We start from the raw sequence: 16217 nt of genomic DNA on the forward strand, positions 1-16217 counted from the left end.
ACATCTCCCGCGCGAGAATTCGCGTCCGACTTACATCTTGACCAGCGAGTAACAACGGCGCACCATGAATCAGCCGATTCGTGAGGTGCGCTCATGTTACGCAACATCACCAGAATCATCGGGGTGGCCCTGCTGGCCACCCTGCCGTTGGCGGGCACCACCGCCCACGCCCAGACCGCCCCGGAATCCGAGGTCGGGGCGGTCGGGCAACCACCGGGATCCGCCGGTCCCGTCCGCGGCTTCGTCGACGCCCACAGCCATCTCATGGCGAACGAGGCGTTCGGCGGCAGCCTGATCTGCGGCAAGCCGTTCGACCTCGACGGCATCGAGCACGCCCTGGTCGACTGCCCCGACCACCAGCCCGACGGATCGCTCGCCTGGTTCGAGAACTTCACCCGTCACGGCACCCCGGTGGGCAAGCACGACCCGGTCGGCTGGCCGACGTTCAAGGACTGGCCGGCCCACGACTCCCTCACCCACCAGCAGGGCTACTACAAGTGGCTCGAACGGGCCTGGCGCGGCGGGCTCCGGGTCTTCGTCAACGACCTGGTCGCCAACCGGCAGCTCTGTGAGATCTACCCGCTCAAGCGCAACACCTGCGACGAGATGGCCACGCTGAAGCTGGAGGCGCAGCGCAACTTCGAGCTGCAGGACTACATCGACGCCCAGAGCGGCGGCCCGGGCCGGGGCTGGTTCCGGGTGGTGAAGTCGACCGCCGAGGCCAGGCAGGTGATCGCGGCCGGCAAGCTGGCGGTGGTCCTGGGCATCGAGACCTCCGAGCCGTTCGGCTGCCGCCAGACCTGGGGCATCCCGCACTGCACCAAGGCGCAGATCGACCGCGGCCTGGACGAGATGTACCAGATCGGCGTCCGGAGCATGTTCGTCTGCCACAAGTACGACAACGCCCTGTGCGGCGTCCGGTTCGACTCGGGGACCACCGGCGTGATCGTCAACCTCGGCAACTTCCTGGCGAGCGGCTCCTTCTGGAACGCCAGGACGTGCACGGGACCCGAGCACGACAACACGATCGACCCGGCCGGAGTGCTGCCGCCCGAGCTGGCCAAGTGGCTGCCGGCCGGCGTCGGCCTGCCGGTCTATCCGCCGGCGCCGCACTGCAACACCAGAGGCCTGACCTCGCTGGGCGCCTACATGGTCCAGGGGATGATGAAGCGCGGCATGATCGTCGAGCTCGACCACATGAGCGTCAAGGCCGCGGCCCAGACGCTCGACCTGCTGGAGAGCGCCAAGTATCCGGGCGTCATCTCCTCCCACAGCTGGGCGGACCCGAGCTACTTCCGCCGCGTCTACCGGCTCGGCGGCATGGTGACGGCGTACGGCTCGCCCGCCGACTCCTTCACCGCCGGCTGGCGCGCCACGAAGCCGCTGCGTGAGGAGTTCGGCCACCCCGGCTACGGCTACGGCCTCGACACCAACGGCATGGGCCCGCTCCCGGGACCCCGCCAGGGCGGCGCGGTCACCTATCCGTTCACGTCGCTCGACGGCGCGGTCACGCTCGACCGCCTGCGCACCGGCGAGCGGGTCTGGGACGTCAACGTCGACGGCGTGGCCCACTACGGCCTGGTCCCCGACTGGATCGAGGACATGCGCAAGTACGCCGGTGACGCGTTCGCCCAGGACATGCTGGCCGGAGCCGAGGCGTACCTGACGACGTGGGGAGGAGCCGAGGCCCGCAGGCAGACCTGAAGCCCCGAGCCCCCGGCGGGCCGCTCCCGCCGGGGGCCTCTCGGGCGGACGCGCGCCCCGGTCTAGTCCTCCCCGGCGGGGCGGAGGACCCGGCGTACGGCGCCACGCAACCACTGGTGGGCCCCGTCGGCGGCGTGGCGTGGATGCCAGGCCATGCCGATCGTCAGCGGCGGCAACGGCAGCGGGATCTCCAGCAGGCGCAGTCCCAGGGCGCGCGCCGCGTCGCTGAGGGGTGAGGGGGGCTCGCCCGGCGGCGCGGCCGGCACCAGGCATACCACGTCGCCGGCCGCGGCCAGCGTCATCGCCGCCAGGTGCCCGGGCAGCACGGCGCTGACCCGCCGGGTGAGCCCCCGCTCGGCCAGGGCCGCGTCCAGCGGGCCGGTGAAGCGTCCGCGGCGGCTGACCGCCACGTGCTCCGCGGCGGCCAGCCTGGCGGGCGTCAGGGTTCCTTCGGTGAGCGGGTGCCCGGCCCGCACGCCGGCGGCCATCCGCAGCGTGACCAGCTCCTCGACCCGGGTCTCCGGGTCGACGTGGTCGATGGCCCCGACCTCCAGGTCGACCCTGCCCTCGCGCAGCGCTGGGCCCGCCTCCCACTCCTCGGCCAGCACCCGCAGCGAGACGCCCGGCGCCCGGCGCCGGGCCAGCCCGAGCAGGCCCGGCGCCAGCGCCGCGCCGACCAGGTCCGAGGTCTGGACGGTGAAGGTGCGCCGCAGCGTGGCGGGATCGATCCCGCCGCTCGGGGTGAGCAGCGCCTCCAGCCGGCGCACCACCGCGGCGGCCTCGTCCCGCAGCTCCTCGGCGCGGGGTGTGGGGACCATCGCCTGTCCCGCCCGTACCAGCAGCGGGTCCTGAAGGACCCGGCGCAGCCGGGCCAGGGTGCGGCTCATCGCCGCGGGGGAGGTGCGCAGCCGCGCGGCGGCGCGGGTGACGCTCTGCTCGGTCAGCAGGGCGTCGAGGGCGACGGCGAGGTTGGCGTCGAGGTTCGGGTCTGGGCTGCTCACCGGGCTCATTCCATTTCGGGCAATGATCGGATGCTGAAGTTCCCATTGTGGCAATGCGGTGCGGGTCTGCACGATCAAGGGGTTGCACCGATCCCCCAGAGACCGCGAGGTTTTCATGATCGTCATTACCGCCCCCACCGGGAACATCGGCCGGCGGCTGCTGTCGCTGCTGGTCGAGGCCGCACCGGAACACGGGGAGGAGGTGCGCGTCGTGGTGCGCGATCCCGCCCGGCTCCCCGAGGCCGTGCGCGGACGGGTCGAGGTGGTCACCGGCTCGCACGGCGACGCCGCGACCGTCGAGCGCGCCTTCGCCGGGGCCGACGCCGTCTTCTGGCTGGTGCCGCCGGACGCCTCCCTCACTCCCGACGAGGCGTACAGCGGCTTCACCCGCCCGGCCGCGCGGGTGTTCGCCGCCCACGGCGTCGGCCACGTCGTCGGCGTCTCGGCGCTCGGCCGCGGCACCCCGCACGCCGGCCGGGCCGGGCTGGTCACCGCCTCCCTGGCCATGGACGACCTGATCGCCGGCTCCGGCGTCGCCTACCGCGCCCTGGCCTGCCCGTCCTTCTTCGAGAACCTGCTGGAGGAGGCGGGCTCGATCCGCGAGGACGGCGTCTTCACCGACACCGTCGCCGCGGACCGCCCGGCCCCGATGGTGGCCGTCGCCGACATCGCCGCGACGGCGGCCGGGCTGCTGCTGGACCGCTCCTGGACCGGCGTCGGCGGCGTTCCGGTGCTCGGCCCGCAGGACCTGTCGCCCGACGACCTGGCCCGCATCATGACCGAGGAGCTGGGCCGTCCGGTCCGCTACGTGCGCGAGTCGCTCGACGAGCTGCGGTCCACCATGCTCGGCCACGGCCTCAACGAGGAGTTCGTGGCGGGCATGGTGGCCATGAAGCGCGCCAAGGACCTGGGCCTGGACTCGGGTGCCGACCGCTCGCCGCGGCAGGGCCCGGCCACCGCGTTCGCGCAGTGGTGCGCGCACACCCTCAAGCCCGCCGTCCTCGCCGCTCCGGAGGCCGTCGATGCCCGCTGACCGCACCGAGCCGCCGGTCACCGCGTTCATGCTGGTCAAGACGACGCCCGAGTGGCTGGCGATGACCGTGGCCGAACGCGTCCAGGCCTTCGCCACCCAGGTCGTCCCGGTGATCGAGGCCCGCACCCGCGGCGTCCGCTCCCGCTTCTACGACACGGAGTTCTCCTCGGCGCGGGTCACCCGGCTACGCCCGCACCTACGGTGTGGAGCCGCTGGCCACCCTCTCCACCTGACGCCCGCCCCTCACCAGTTCCGCACCTCGTGGGCCCACGCGGTCAGCCCGGCCACGAGCCCCTGCCTCTCCTGAGGCGACAGGTTGTCCAGGACGCGCAGCAGAGGCGCGGCGCGGAGGGCGACGAACCGTTCGACCATGGCCCGATGGTGGGCGGCCAGCGACACCAGGGTGCGGCGGCGATTGTCCGGATCCTCCCGGCGCTCGACCAGCCCGGCCCGGCTGAGGTCGCTGACGAGCTCGCTCGCCGTCGTCAGCGACACGCCCATCCTGTCGGCCAGTTCGCTCACGCTCAGTGACGGCGCGGTCGTCAGCTGCGGAATGATCGCGCCGTGCCGGGCGGTGAGCCGGTGGCTGCGGAAGATCTCCCGCAGCTCGTCCGGCATCTCGGCCTGGGCCCGCCGGAAGTAGGCCTCCACCAGGGGCACGAAACCGAGGGCTTCCTTGACCTCCTCGGGTCGTGGCAGCCGGGGAGGCGGGGCGTCGTCCATCACGACGACAGGATACAGTTTCTCTATCCAAACAGTTCGGATATCCGAAGTGAGGTAGCCGTGATACTGGTGACCGGGGCAACGGGCAATGTCGGCCGTCATCTCGTGGACCTGCTGCTCCAGGCGGGGGAGCAGGTCCGCGCGATCAGCCGGAACCCCGAGCGGGCCGGCCTGCCCGGCGACGTGGAGGTCGTCCGAGCCGACATGTCCCGGGCGGAGGACCTGCGCCCCGCTCTCAAGGGAGTGGACCGCGCGTTCCTGTTCCCGGCCGCCGGCCAGGCGCACGGCTTCCTGTCCGAGGCCGCCAAGGCCGGGCTCGGGCACGTGGTGCTGCTGTCCGCGCTGGCGGTGACGATGCGGCAGGCGGGCGCGCTCGGCAGGGTCCACGCCGAGCACGAGCAGGCCGTGGCCGGGTCGGGGCTGCCGTGGACGTTCCTGCGCCCCGGCGCGTTCATGGCGAACGACCTGCGCTGGGCGCCCGGCATCAGGGACGACGGCGTGGTGCGCGCTCCCTTCGCCCAGGCCGCGACCGCGCCGGTCGACGAGCGCGACATCGCCGCGGTGGCGGCGCGGATGCTGCTCGACGACGGTCACGCGGGCAAGGCGTACGAGCTGAGCGGGCCCGCCTCGCTGACGACGGCCGAGCGGGTGCGGATCCTCGGCGAGGTCCTCGGCCGCGACCTGCGCCTCGAGGAGCTCACCCCCGCGCAGGCCCGCGCCCAGATGATCACGCACACCCCCGAGGTGGTCGTGGACTCGGTGCTCACGCTGTTCGCCTCGTTCGTCGGCAGGACCGCGGATGTGTCGCCGGCCGTACGGGAACTGACCGGCGGCGCCCCGCACACCTACGCCGACTGGGCGACCCGGAACGCCGCGGCGTTCCGCTGACAGGCAAAGGGGCTTGTTCGCCGGGACGCCGCCCGCCGCGCATACTGGTGCGAGTCGCTCACGGACGGAGACGCCATGCTGCGGAGGACGACCCTTGACCGGCCCCTGGAGCTTCTCCTCACGACTCGTGCTCGGCAGGCGCTCGACCTGGCCGAACAGGAGGCCAGGGCTCTGCGTCTCGCCCGCGTCACCGCGGATCACCTCCTCAAGGGCCTGGCCCGCCTGGGCGAGGGCGTGGCCGTCATGGCGCTCAGCGGCCTTGGACGCGACCTCACGGTCACGCGCGCCCAGGAGACAGGTGCCGACCTCGACCACGTCGTGGAACAGGCCCGCCGTGAAGCCGCCGGGCTCGGACACCGGTACATCGGCACCGAGCACCTCCTGCTCGGCCTCCTGCACGAGGAGAGCATGGCTGCCGCCCTGGGCGTTGATCTCCCCCGGACCCGCGCCCAGGTCATCAGGGTTCTCCAGGGCAAGGCCCGTTGAATGCGCTGCGGCGCTTGGCGGTCAGGTCGGCTGGACGCTCTCGAAGAGGGCGAGGGCTTCGGCGGGGTCCGGGCTCACGAGGCGTTCCAGGCCGGCCGTCGTGATCTCCGCCCACCTGCCGGCCCGTGCCCACATCCGTTCCTCGAAGGCGCGGACGGCCTCGTCGAGATCTCCGGGGCCGGCGGCGACGGCCTCGGCGAGTTCGGCGCCTTCGAGCATCGCGAGGTTCGCGCCCGCCCCCAAGGGCGGCATCAGATGGGCGGCGTCCCCCAGGAGCGTCACCCCGGGCACGTGGGTCCAGGTGTGGGCCACGGGCAAAACGTGGATCGGGCGGTGGACGAAAGCGGTGCCGTGGCGGAGGAGGTCGAGGACGGGAGCGGCCCAGCCGTCGAACAGGCGCAGCAGGCTCGACCGCACGGCCTCGGCATCGGCCAGGTCAAGGTCCGCGTGCCAGTCCAGCGGCGCGCGGAACCGGGCGTACACCTTGACGTGGCCGCCGCTGTTGCGCTGGGCGACGACGGCTCGGTTCACGCCGTACACGGCCACGGAGCCGTCGCCGATCAGCCGGGCGAGGCCGGGGTGGCGGTTGTCGACGTCGTCGAGGGAGGTCTCGACCGAGGTGACGCCGGTGTAGTGCGGGGTCGCCGGCGAGACCGCCGGGCGGACCCGCGACCAGGCGCCGTCCGCGCCGACCGCGAGGTCGAACGTCTCCTGCCGCCCGTCCGCGAGATGGACCCGCACGCCGTCCGGGGTCCCCGGCACCACCCGCGTCACGCTCCGGCCCCACTGGACGTCGAGAGGGCCGAGCAGCAGGTCACGGAGTTGGCCGCGGTCGATCTCGGGGTTGGCCCGCTCATCGGGACGGGGCCGCCAGTCGCGCAGGACGGTCCCGTCCGTGTCCAGGACGCGCATGGCCTGCCCCTCGGGGCGGGACAGCGCCTGGAACTCCGCCAGCAGCCCCGCCTTGTCCAGCGCGCGCTGACCCAGCCCTTCGTGCAGGTCCAGCGTGCCGCCCGGGGGGCGGGCGTCCCGGGCGGGGTCGCGTTCGAGGACGGTGACGGGGTGGCCATGGCGGTGCAGGACACGGGCGAAGGCAAGGCCGGCGGGGCCGGCCCCGACCACGGCGATACGATGTCTCATGTCGATACACTGTATTTCCACAATACGATGCATCGCAACGGGACGGTTGGGGGCGACGTCAGGCGAGATGGCGGCTGATCACCAAGCGCTGGATCTGGTTGGTGCCCTCGAAGATCTGCATGATCTTCGCCTCACGCATGTACCGCTCGACCCGGAACTCGCGCGTGTATCCGTACCCGCCGAAGACCTGGACCGCGTCGGTCGTGACCTTCATGGCCGTGTCCGTGGCCACCAGCTTGGCCACGGACGCCTGCCGCCCGTACGGCAGGCCCGCGTCGCGGCGGCGGGCCGCGTCCAGGTACGTCGCCCGCGCGCTGTCCACCCCCGCCGCCATGTCCGCGAGCAGGAACCCGAGCCCCTGATGGTCGATGATCCGCTTGCCGAACGTCCGCCGTTCCTTGGCGTAGGCCACCGCCTCGTCGAGGGCGGCCTGGGCGAGGCCGGTGGCGCAGGCGGCGATGCCGAGCCGGCCGGAGTCGAGCGCGCTGAACGCGATCTGCAGCCCCTGCCCCTCCGAGCCGATCAGCCGGTCGGGCTCCAGGACCACGCCGTCCCAGTGGGCGCCGGTCGTGGGCACCGCGTGCAGGCCCATCTTCTCCTCGGGACGCCCGAAGGTGAGCCCGTCGGCGGCGCCGGGCGCGAGGAAGCAGGAGATGCCGCGTGACCCCTCACCGGTACGGGCGAACAGGGCGTAGAAGTCGGCGATGCCCCCATGCGTGATCCACGCCTTGTTGCCGCTGATCCGGTAGCCGTCGGCGACCCGTTCGGCCTTGCAGGTCAGCGCCCCGGCGTCGGAGCCGGCCTGCGGCTCGGACAGGCTGTAGCCGCCGACCAGCCGCCCGGCCAGCATGTCCGGCAGCCACCTCTCCCGCTGCTCCGCCGTCCCGTAGGCGAAGACGGGGAAGCAGGCGAGCGTGTGCACGCTGGTCGCGACGGCGACGGACGCCCACCGCATCGCCAGCTCCTCGATGACCTGCAGGTACACCTCGTACGGCTGCCCGCCGCCGCCGAACTCCTCCGGATACGGCAGCCCGAGCAGCCCGGCCTCGCCGAGCGTGGCGAACAGCCCCGAGGGGTACGTCTCGGCGCGCTCGTGCTCGTCGACCCGCCGCGCGAGCTCCTTGTCGGCGATCTCGCGGGTCAGCTCGATGAGGTCCTTGGCGTCCTGGCCGGGCAGCAGACGGTCGACGGTCACGATCACTCCTCGATCAGGGCGGGCTCGTCCAGCCGCGCCATCGCGGTCCTGGCGCGCTCGCGGAACTCGGCGACCCGGGCGAGCTTGATGTCCTCGTACCCCCGGATCAGGTCGGGCAGGCCGGCGATCTCCGTGACGACCTCCGCGGTCGCGGGGGTCAGCCGGTTCAGGGCGGCACGCACGAGATCACGGTACTCGGCGACCAGCTCGCGCTCGACCCGGCGGACCTGCGCCCGGCCGAACACGTCGAACGCCGTGCCGCGCAGCGCTCGCGCGGCCCGCAGCCCCCGGAACAGCACCGGCGCGGAGCGGCGCAGCTCGATCTTGCGCTTCATGCCCATCGCGCGCAGCACCGGCGGGTGCAGCAGCACCGACACGACGGCGTCCGGGCCGAACTCCCGCTCCCGCCTGGCCCGCTCGACGGGGTCGAGGTGCAGGCGCGCGACCTCGTACTCGTCCTTGTAGGCCATCAGCTTGTGCAGGCCCCGGGCGTAGGCGAGGGCGATCCGCGTCCCGGCCTGCTCTCCGGCGCGCTCGACGGCGAGGGCCGTGACGCGGCGCACGTCCGCGGCGTACGTGCGGGCGTAGACCGCGTTCTGGTAGCCGGTCAGGTCCCCGACGCGGACGTTCACCACGTCCTCCAGCGTCGCGGCCGGCTCCTCGGCGGCGGGCAGGACGGCCGCGCGGACCGCCTCGGGGTCGGCCACGGCGGCGCGGCCCCAGCGGAAGGCGGCGAGGTTCTGCTCGACGGCGGCCCTGTTGAGCCTGATGGCCCGCTCGATGGCGTCGGCGGACACGGGCAGGCAGCCGTGCTGGTACGCGGCCCCGACGAGCAGCAGGTTGGCCGGCATGTGGTCGCCGAACAGCGCCTCGGCCAGCTCGTGGGCGTCCAGGCACACGGTGCGCCGGGCGGCGGACTCGACGCGGGCGACCGCGCTCGCGTGCCCCGGCACCGGCACGCGGCCGATCACCATGGCGGCGGTGGGCACGACGGAGGTGTTCAGCACCGCGACGGTGCGTTCGGGCGAGGCGACCTCCAGGTTGCCGTCGGCCGCCGCGCCCAGCAGGTCGAACCCGATCAGCACGTCGGCGCGGTTGCGCGAGGCGCGCACGGAGCCGCTGACCGGCTGCTTGGAGATCCGCACGTCGCTGACCACGGGGCCGCCCTTCTGCGCGAGCCCGGTCTGCTCCAGCCCGGCCGCGTGCAGCCCGTCGAGGTGGGCGGCCATCTGCAGGATCTGCGAGACCGTCACGACGCCGGTGCCGCCGATGCCGGGCATCCTGATCAGCGCCTCCTCGGGCCTGCCGACGGGCTCCGGCGGGTCCACGGGCAGGGCCGGGACCTCGCGCGCGGGCCTGGTTCCCGGCTCGACCAGCAGGAACGAGGGGCAGTCGCCCTTGAGGCAGCTCAGGTCGGAGTTGCAGGAGGGCTGGTGGATGTGGGTCTTGCGGCCGTACTCGGTCTCGACCGGCTGCACGGACAGGCACGTCGAGACGTCGCCGCAGTCGCCGCACCCCTCGCAGACCCGCTCGTTCACCACGACCTTCCTGACCGGGGTGGGCAGCTTGCCGCGCTTGCGCAGCCGCCGTTCCTCGGCCGCGCACCGGTCGTCGTGGATCAGCACGGTCACGCCGTCGAGCCCGGCCAGCTCCCGCTCGGCCTCCTGCAGGTCGTCGCGGTGGCGCACGGAGGCGATCGAGGCCAGCCGCACCCCTCGGTACGTCTCCGGCTCCGGCGTGGTGACCACGATGCGGCGCACGCCCTCGAGGGCCAGCTCGTGCGTGAGCGCGGGCACGTCCAGGCGGCCCTCGGCCCGCTGGCCGCCCGTCATGGCCACGGCGTCGTTGTAGAGCAGCTTGTACGTCATGCTCACCCCGGCGGCGACGGCGGCCCTGATCGCCAGGGAACCGGAGTGATGGAAGGTGCCGTCGCCGAGGTTCTGGACGAAATGCCGGTCGTCGGTGAACGGCGCCAGCCCGATCCACTGGGCGCCTTCTCCGCCCATCTGCGTGATGCCGACCTGCGTGCCGCGCCCGTGACCGTCCAGCGCGATCATGGCGTGGCAGCCGATGCCGACGCCGACCAGCGTGCCGTCGGCCGTGCGGGTGGAGGCGTTGTGCGGGCAGCCCGAGCAGAAGTACGGGGTGCGCGCGGCGACGATCGGCAGCGCCCGCCTGGCCACCCGTACGGTCTGGCGCGGCAGCCTGTCCCGGCCCACGCAGGCGGCGACGGCCTTGGCCACCTCCTCGGCGCCCAGGGTTCCGCGGGCGGTCAGCAGATCCCGGCCGGAGACCGCCGGGGGATGTTCGCTCCCGTACAGCGCCTGCTTGAGATGTCCCTCCAGGAACGGCACCTTGTCCTCGACGACCAGCACCCGGTCGAGACCGGCGGTCATGGCGGCCAGGTCCTCGTACGCGAGCGGGAACGGCATCGCCAGCCTGATCAGCCGCAGCCCGAGCTCGTCCATGGCCGCCTCGTCCAGGCCGAGGTCCGCGAGGGCCCGCAGGACGACCGCGTACGTGGTGCCGGAGGCCAGGATCCCGAGGGCGGTGTTGCCCGCTCCGGACATGACCCGGTTCAGCCCGTGCGCGCGGGCGTACTCGCGCGCCAGGTCGAGGCGCCGGGTGAGCATGTCGTGCTCGGCGTCCAGCGCGGCCGGGCCGAGCACGACGGGGTTCGGCGTGCTCTGGTCGCGGCCGGGCGCCGGGATGCCGGCCCGCAGCGGGCCGAGGTCCACGGTGGCGGAGGCGTCGGCGACGTCCGCGACGATCTTCAGGCCGGCCCACAGCCCGGTGGCGCGGGACAGGGCCACCGCGTGCAGCCCGAACTCGATGATCTCCGCGACCGAGCCGGGCGCCAGCAGCGGCATCGACAGGCTCTGGCACATCGGCTCGCACGAGCTGGGCACGGTGGAGGACTTGCAGCCGGGGTCGTCGCCGATCCAGGCCACGGCGCCGCCGAGCGGCGCGGTCCCGGCCAGGTTGGCGTGCCTGATGGCGTCGGCGGCCCGGTCGAGCCCGGGGTTCTTGCCGTACCAGAAGCCCGTCACGCCTTCGTGGCGGCGGCCCGGCACCTGGCCGAGCAGCTGCGTCCCGGCCACGGAGGTGGCGGCGAGCTCCTCGTTGAGGCCGGCCTGGAACACCACGCCCGCCTCCTGGAGGAACCGCGCCGCGCGCCCCATCTCCAGGTCCACGCCGCCCAGCGGCGAGCCCTGGTAGCCGGAGACGAAGACCCGCGTGTCGAGCCCGCGTCCGGCGTCCAGGCGGCGCTGCTCCAGCGTCAGCCGGACCAGGGCCTGGATGCCCGAGATGAGCACCCGGCCGTCGCGTGCCGTGTACTTGTCGTCGAGCGACACGGGCGTCTCGCTCACGCTGACCTCCTGGTTTCGTACGTGGGGGACCCCAAGCACAGCAACGCGGACCGGCGGTGCGCAAGGATCAGACGAAAAAGTGTGGCGAAGACGCAAACATCAGGAGGATTCTGGCCTCAGAGCTGATGTACTTTGCGACGGAGGAGGTCCGGCGTGCCCGACATGGACGAGATCGATCACCACGTGCTGCGGCTGCTGCGGGAGGACGGGCGCAGGACGTTCTCGGAGATGGCCGAGCGGGTCGGGTTGTCGGTGGCCGCGGTCAAGCGGCGGGTCGACCGGCTGCGCGAGCTCGGCGTGATCACCGGGTTCACCGTGCAGATCGACTACGCCAAGCTCGGATGGGGCATCGAGGCGTTCACCGAGCTGCGCTATCCCGGCACGACCCCGGTCAGCGAGATCGTCCGGACGGCGACGGACGTTCCGGAGGTGCAGCAGGTGTTCACGATCGCCGGGGACCCCGACGCGCTGATCCACGTGCGGGTACGCGACCTGGGGCACCTGCAGCAGGTCATCGACCGGTTGCGCAGGGCCGGCGAGGTGAACGGCACCAAGACGTTGCTGGTGCTCGGCTCGTGGACGCGCGACGCGCTGGCGCCGCGCACCCGCTGAGCCCTGCTGAGTTCACCGGCTCGTGGTGAGTCGCTGCTGCCGTACCGCCACCAGGGCGAGCAGCCCGAGGGCGGCCAGCGCGAAGAGCGCGTTGCCCATGAGGTCCACATCGGCGGGCGCCGGGAAGCTCGGCGGCTGAGGGAAGCCGTGCCACGCGTAGGTGACCAAACCGGCGGCGCCCAGGGCGAACGTGTGCCAGGGGCCCCAGCCCGTGCGCCGGGACCAGCGCAGGACGAGCAGCGCCATCGTGGCGTAGAGCGCGAGGTAGCAGCCGACCGTGAGCCACGCGGGCACGACGGACTCCAGCCGGATCCCCACCATGGCGAGCAGGCTGGGAATCCAGAACGCCAGCCCGGCCGCGATGGTGATCGCGAAGACGGTCCACGGGCCGGGCGGCGTGGCCGCGCCGTCAGCGTGCGCGGGACGGAGGGGACGGCGGCGTCGACCGGACAGGAACGCGGCGACGACCAGGGCGACGGCCGTGATCAGCGTCCAGGTGATCTGCGCGGCCGACAACGGGTGGAGGGCAGCCGGGCTCGCCAGCGCGATGGGCACCGCGCCGCCTGCCAGGAACAGGAGGGCCGACCCGGCGAGGCCCACCTTGCCGAGCCAGGGCGTGTCCGGCCGCCGTGAGCCCGCCTCCACCATCGAGATCGGCACCGCGATGCTCCACACCCCATGGATGGCCAGGACGAACACCGTCCAGTAGGCGCCGATGCCGAGCGCCGGGATGAACCCGTAGTCGAGCAACCGCAGCCCGACGTAGTCGGGATCGAACAGCGAACGGGTGAGCAGGCCCTCCTCGATCACGGCATAGGCGAGCCCGAGCAGGATGATCCCCGGCCACCCCAGCCGCCACCGGCGGGCGACCTCGCGGATCAGCAGCGCGCCACCGCCGTAGAGCGGGATCAGCCCGACGATCATCGGCAGGGCGTTGACGGCGATGTTGCCCAGCAGGTACTCGCCGACCAGCGGCGCGAGAACCAGCAGGCCAAGTGCTGGAAGAATGCGTGGGAACACGTCCGTCCTCATCGGTTGTAGCTCCTGCGGGCCCACAGATAACTGAGCAGGGCGATGCCCGCGCTCCACGCGGCCGCCTCCAGGAAGCCGGCCCCGGCCGGACGCCCGGTCAGCAGCGCGCGCAGCGTCTCGATGACGGGGGTGGCCGGCTGGTGCTCGGCGAACCACCGCAACACGCCCGGCATCGACTCGGTCGGCACGAAGCCGCTGCCGAGGAACGGCAGCAGCATCAGCGGCATCGGCAGGTTGCTGGCCGTGGCCACGTTCTTGGTGACCATGGCGAGCCCGACCGACAGCCAGGTGATGGCGAAGGCGAACATGGCCAGCACGCCGACCACCCCGAGCCAGTCCAGCGCCGAGGCGGACGGCCGGAAGCCGATCAGCACGGCCACCAGGGTCACCGCCGCGATCGCGACGAAGTTCTGCACGAGCGCGCCGAGCACGTGCCCGGTGAGCACCGAGACGCGGGCGATGGCCATGGTCTTGAACCGGGCGACGATGCCCTCGGTCATGTCGATGGCGACCGAGATCGCGGTTCCCTGCGCGGCGCCGGCGATCGTCGTGACCATGATGCCGGGGGTGAGGTAGCCGACGTAGGTGGCGCGGTCGCCGCCTATGCCCGCGCCCATGATGCCGCCGAAGACGTAGACGAACAGCAGCAGGAACACCACGGGGACGCCGGTGTAGGTGAGGATCAGCGTGGGGTAGCGCCAGAGGTGTTTGATCTGGCGGCGGGTCATCGTCACCGAGTCGGTGATCGCTCTCATCGGGAGGGCTCCTTGGGCGAGGGCCTCTGGGCCGAGGGCTCCTGGGTCAGGGTCAGGAAGACGTCGTCCAGGTCGGGGGTGTGCACCGACAGCTCGGCGACGTCGATGGCATGCGTGTCCAGCCACTCCAGGAGCTCGCGCAACGTCCGGACTCCGCCGGAGTCGGGGATCTGCACGGTGAGCCCCGCGTCGTCGCCGGAGGTGGCGCCCAGGTGGCCGGCCGCCCTGCGGTAGCCGTCGGGGTCGGCGAAGCGCACGACGATGTGGCCGCCGGGGACCATGCGCTTGAGCTCCTCCGGGCTGCCCTCGGCCACCAGCCGGCCCTGGCTGAGCAGGGCGATGCGGTCGGCCAGTTCGTCGGCCTCCTCCAGGTACTGGGTGGTCAGGAAGATGCTCACGCCGTCCCGCCGGACGAGGTCCCTGACGATCTGCCACATGGTGCGGCGGCTGCGCGGGTCCAGGCCCGTGGTCGGCTCGTCGAGGAAGATGAGCTTGGGCGTGCCGACCAGGGTCATGGCGAGGTCGAGCCGGCGGCGCATGCCGCCCGAGTAGGTGGCCGCGGGCTTGCGCGCGGCGTCGGTGAGGTCGAAGCGTTCCAGCAGCTCGCGGGCGCGGGCGCGGCCCTCGGCCCGGCCGAGGTGGAGCAGGTCGGCCATGAGCCGCAGGTTCTCCTCGCCGCTGAGGAAGCCGTCGACCGCCGAGAACTGGCCGGTGACGCCGATGGCGGCGCGTACTTCGTCGGGTTCCCTGGCCAGGTCGTGCCCGGCCACCCGGATCTCGCCCGCGTCGGGCTTGATCAGGGTGGACAGGATCTGCACCGTGGTCGTCTTGCCCGCGCCGTTAGGGCCGAGCAGCGCGAAGACGGTGCCCTGCGGGATGGTGAGGTCGACGCCGTCCAGGACGCGGTGGGCGCCGTAGGACTTGCGCAGCCCCGTCACGGAGACGACGGTTCGCATCGCGTTCATCCCCGATCCCAGGTGACGGGCAGGCTGTGCAGGCCGTACACCTGCGAGGGGTCGGTGCGCAGCGACAGCTCTTCAGCCGGTACGGCGAGCCGCAGCGTCGGGAAGCGGGTGAGTAACGCGGGGAAGGCGACGCGCATCTCGATGCGGGCGAGCTGCTGGCCGAGGCACTGGTGGACGCCGTGGCCGAAGGCCAGATGCCCGGCGGCCGAGCGGCGCAGGTCGAGCGTGTCGGGGTCGGCGAACCTGGCCGGGTCCCGGTTGGCGGCGTTGATCGCGATGATGACGGTGTCTCCTGCCTTGAGCTGCCTGCCGCCGAGCTCCACGTCCTCCAGGACGCCGCGCATGCCGGTGGCGGCGATGGACAGGTAACGCAGCAGTTCCTCCACGGCCCCGGCGGCCAGGTCGGGGTCGCCGCGCAGGCCGGCGAGCTGGGCCGGGTCGCGCAGCAGGGCGAAGGTGCCGAGCGCGAGCATGTTGGCGGTGGTGTCGAGCCCGGCGCCGAGCAGGAAGGCGGCCACGCCGCCGAGCTCCTCGTCGGTCAGGTCGCCACTGGTGGCCAGGTCGCTGAGCAGGTCGTCGGTCGGCTGGGCCCGCTTGGCGAGCGCGAGCTCCCGCAGGTACGCGCCGAGCTCGGCGAACGCGGCGTACTGCGCCTCGGCGGTCCCGGCGTCCGACAGGACCCGGGTGAAGCTCTGGAACCGATCGCGGTCCCCGTACGGCACGCCGAGCAGCTCGCAGATCATCAGCGCCGGAACCGGCTGCGCGAAGACCTCGACGAGGTCGGCGGGCGGCCCCTGCTGCTCCATCGCGTCGAGCCGCTCACGGGTGATCTCGGTGACCCGCTCGGTCAGCAGGTTCATCCTGCGGACCGTGAACTTGCCCGTCAGCAGCTTGCGGAGGCGGGTGTGCTCGGGCGCGTCCAGGCCGGTCAGGTCGCCGACGGGGGCGGGCGGCAGGTGGCCGCCCGCCAGAGGGTGGTAGTGGGTCTCGTAACGGGAGCTGAAGCGCGGGTCGGCGAGGATCCGGCGGACCAGGTCGTATCCGGTGATCACCCAGAGGCCGGGGGCGCCCTCGGGCGCGGCCAGGCGGGCGATCGGCCGCTCCGCGCGCAGGGCGGTGAGCGAAGGGGCGGGATCGAGGGGACAGGCGGGTGCGCGGTCGAGGGACAGAGCGACCGGCTCGTCGCGATAGTACGTGTTCGACATGCTTTGAAAGCTACGTTGCTTTCAGAAATTCTGTCAATCAATGGAAGCACATACTCGCAGGTCAAAGCTGATATATTGATGCGTTGACTGTGAAGATGAATGCAATG

General features: G+C 72.6%; 15 protein-coding genes. 6 read left to right on the top strand and 9 right to left on the bottom strand.

Features of this window, described 5'->3' with window-relative positions; genetic code table 11:
• Positions 1-93 precede the first annotated feature (93 nt).
• Positions 94-1704, top strand: coding sequence for an amidohydrolase family protein (locus tag HD595_RS38740; protein WP_253778100.1), 1611 nt, complete (start codon positions 94-96; stop codon positions 1702-1704).
• A gap of 62 nt (positions 1705-1766) precedes the next feature.
• Here the strand turns inward: HD595_RS38740 and HD595_RS38745 are convergent, their stop codons facing one another.
• A complete protein-coding gene (locus HD595_RS38745; RefSeq protein ID WP_253778102.1) occupies positions 1767-2705 on the bottom strand; it encodes a LysR family transcriptional regulator in 939 nt (312 codons plus the stop codon).
• Positions 2706-2820: 115 nt separating this feature from the next.
• Between HD595_RS38745 and HD595_RS38750 the strand changes: the two genes are divergently transcribed.
• Both HD595_RS38750 and HD595_RS38755 read left to right on the top strand, forming a co-directional pair.
• Complete coding sequence (locus HD595_RS38750; protein ID WP_253778104.1) at positions 2821-3738, top strand: NAD(P)H-binding protein; 918 nt, start codon at positions 2821-2823, stop codon at positions 3736-3738.
• Complete coding sequence (locus HD595_RS38755; RefSeq protein ID WP_253778105.1) at positions 3728-4045, top strand: darcynin family protein; 318 nt, start codon at positions 3728-3730, stop codon at positions 4043-4045. The genes HD595_RS38750 and HD595_RS38755 overlap by 11 nt, the downstream gene beginning before the upstream one ends.
• Here the strand turns inward: HD595_RS38755 and HD595_RS38760 are convergent.
• Complete coding sequence (locus HD595_RS38760) at positions 3982-4461, bottom strand: MarR family winged helix-turn-helix transcriptional regulator (RefSeq protein ID WP_253781443.1); 480 nt, start codon at positions 4459-4461, stop codon at positions 3982-3984. The genes HD595_RS38755 and HD595_RS38760 overlap by 64 nt on opposite strands.
• Positions 4462-4530: 69 nt before the next feature.
• Between HD595_RS38760 and HD595_RS38765 the strand changes: the two genes are divergently transcribed.
• Positions 4531-5349, top strand: coding sequence for an NAD(P)H-binding protein (locus HD595_RS38765; RefSeq protein WP_253778107.1), 819 nt, complete (start codon positions 4531-4533; stop codon positions 5347-5349).
• 75 nt (positions 5350-5424) lie between these two features.
• Entirely contained in the window at positions 5425-5835 is a 411-nt protein-coding gene (locus HD595_RS38770) for a Clp protease N-terminal domain-containing protein (RefSeq protein ID WP_253778109.1), read from the top strand.
• A 21-nt stretch (positions 5836-5856) separates the two neighbouring features.
• On the opposite strand, the gene HD595_RS38775 is transcribed toward HD595_RS38770, so the two are convergent.
• Genes HD595_RS38775 through HD595_RS38785 form a run of 3 tightly spaced genes read right to left on the bottom strand, consistent with a single transcriptional unit; the run spans position 5857 to position 11541 of the window.
• On the bottom strand, positions 5857-6975 hold the full coding sequence (locus tag HD595_RS38775) for an FAD-dependent oxidoreductase (protein ID WP_253778111.1): 1119 nt from the start codon (positions 6973-6975) through the stop codon (positions 5857-5859).
• A gap of 58 nt (positions 6976-7033) precedes the next feature.
• Positions 7034-8170 (bottom strand): acyl-CoA dehydrogenase family protein, encoded by a 1137-nt coding sequence (locus tag HD595_RS38780; protein WP_253778113.1) that lies wholly within the window; start codon positions 8168-8170, stop codon positions 7034-7036.
• Positions 8171-8172: 2 nt separating this feature from the next.
• Positions 8173-11541: an indolepyruvate ferredoxin oxidoreductase family protein gene (locus tag HD595_RS38785; RefSeq protein WP_253778115.1), complete on the bottom strand. Its 3369-nt coding sequence runs from the start codon at positions 11539-11541 to the stop codon at positions 8173-8175.
• 162 nt (positions 11542-11703) lie between these two features.
• Here HD595_RS38785 and HD595_RS38790 point away from each other — a divergent pair, with 162 nt between their 5' ends.
• The gene (locus HD595_RS38790; protein ID WP_253781444.1) at positions 11704-12153 is read left to right on the top strand and encodes an Lrp/AsnC family transcriptional regulator; all 450 of its coding nucleotides are present in this window, start codon (positions 11704-11706) and stop codon (positions 12151-12153) included.
• A gap of 12 nt (positions 12154-12165) precedes the next feature.
• Here the strand turns inward: HD595_RS38790 and HD595_RS38795 are convergent, their stop codons facing one another.
• The 4 genes from HD595_RS38795 to HD595_RS38810 are packed head-to-tail and all read right to left on the bottom strand — an operon-like array spanning position 12166 to position 16110.
• The gene (locus HD595_RS38795; RefSeq protein ID WP_253778117.1) at positions 12166-13173 is read right to left on the bottom strand and encodes a hypothetical protein; all 1008 of its coding nucleotides are present in this window, start codon (positions 13171-13173) and stop codon (positions 12166-12168) included.
• An 8-nt stretch (positions 13174-13181) separates the two neighbouring features.
• Positions 13182-13940, bottom strand: a complete 759-nt coding sequence (locus tag HD595_RS38800) for an ABC transporter permease (protein WP_253778118.1) — start codon at positions 13938-13940, stop codon at positions 13182-13184.
• The gene (locus HD595_RS38805; protein WP_253778120.1) at positions 13937-14905 is read right to left on the bottom strand and encodes an ATP-binding cassette domain-containing protein; all 969 of its coding nucleotides are present in this window, start codon (positions 14903-14905) and stop codon (positions 13937-13939) included. The genes HD595_RS38800 and HD595_RS38805 overlap by 4 nt, the downstream gene beginning before the upstream one ends.
• Complete coding sequence (locus tag HD595_RS38810; protein ID WP_253778122.1) at positions 14902-16110, bottom strand: cytochrome P450; 1209 nt, start codon at positions 16108-16110, stop codon at positions 14902-14904. The genes HD595_RS38805 and HD595_RS38810 overlap by 4 nt, the downstream gene beginning before the upstream one ends.
• Positions 16111-16217: the final 107 nt, after the last annotated feature.

The sequence above is a fragment of the Nonomuraea roseoviolacea subsp. carminata genome (genome assembly GCF_024172185.1).
Taxonomy (GTDB): domain Bacteria; phylum Actinomycetota; class Actinomycetes; order Streptosporangiales; family Streptosporangiaceae; genus Nonomuraea; species Nonomuraea roseoviolacea.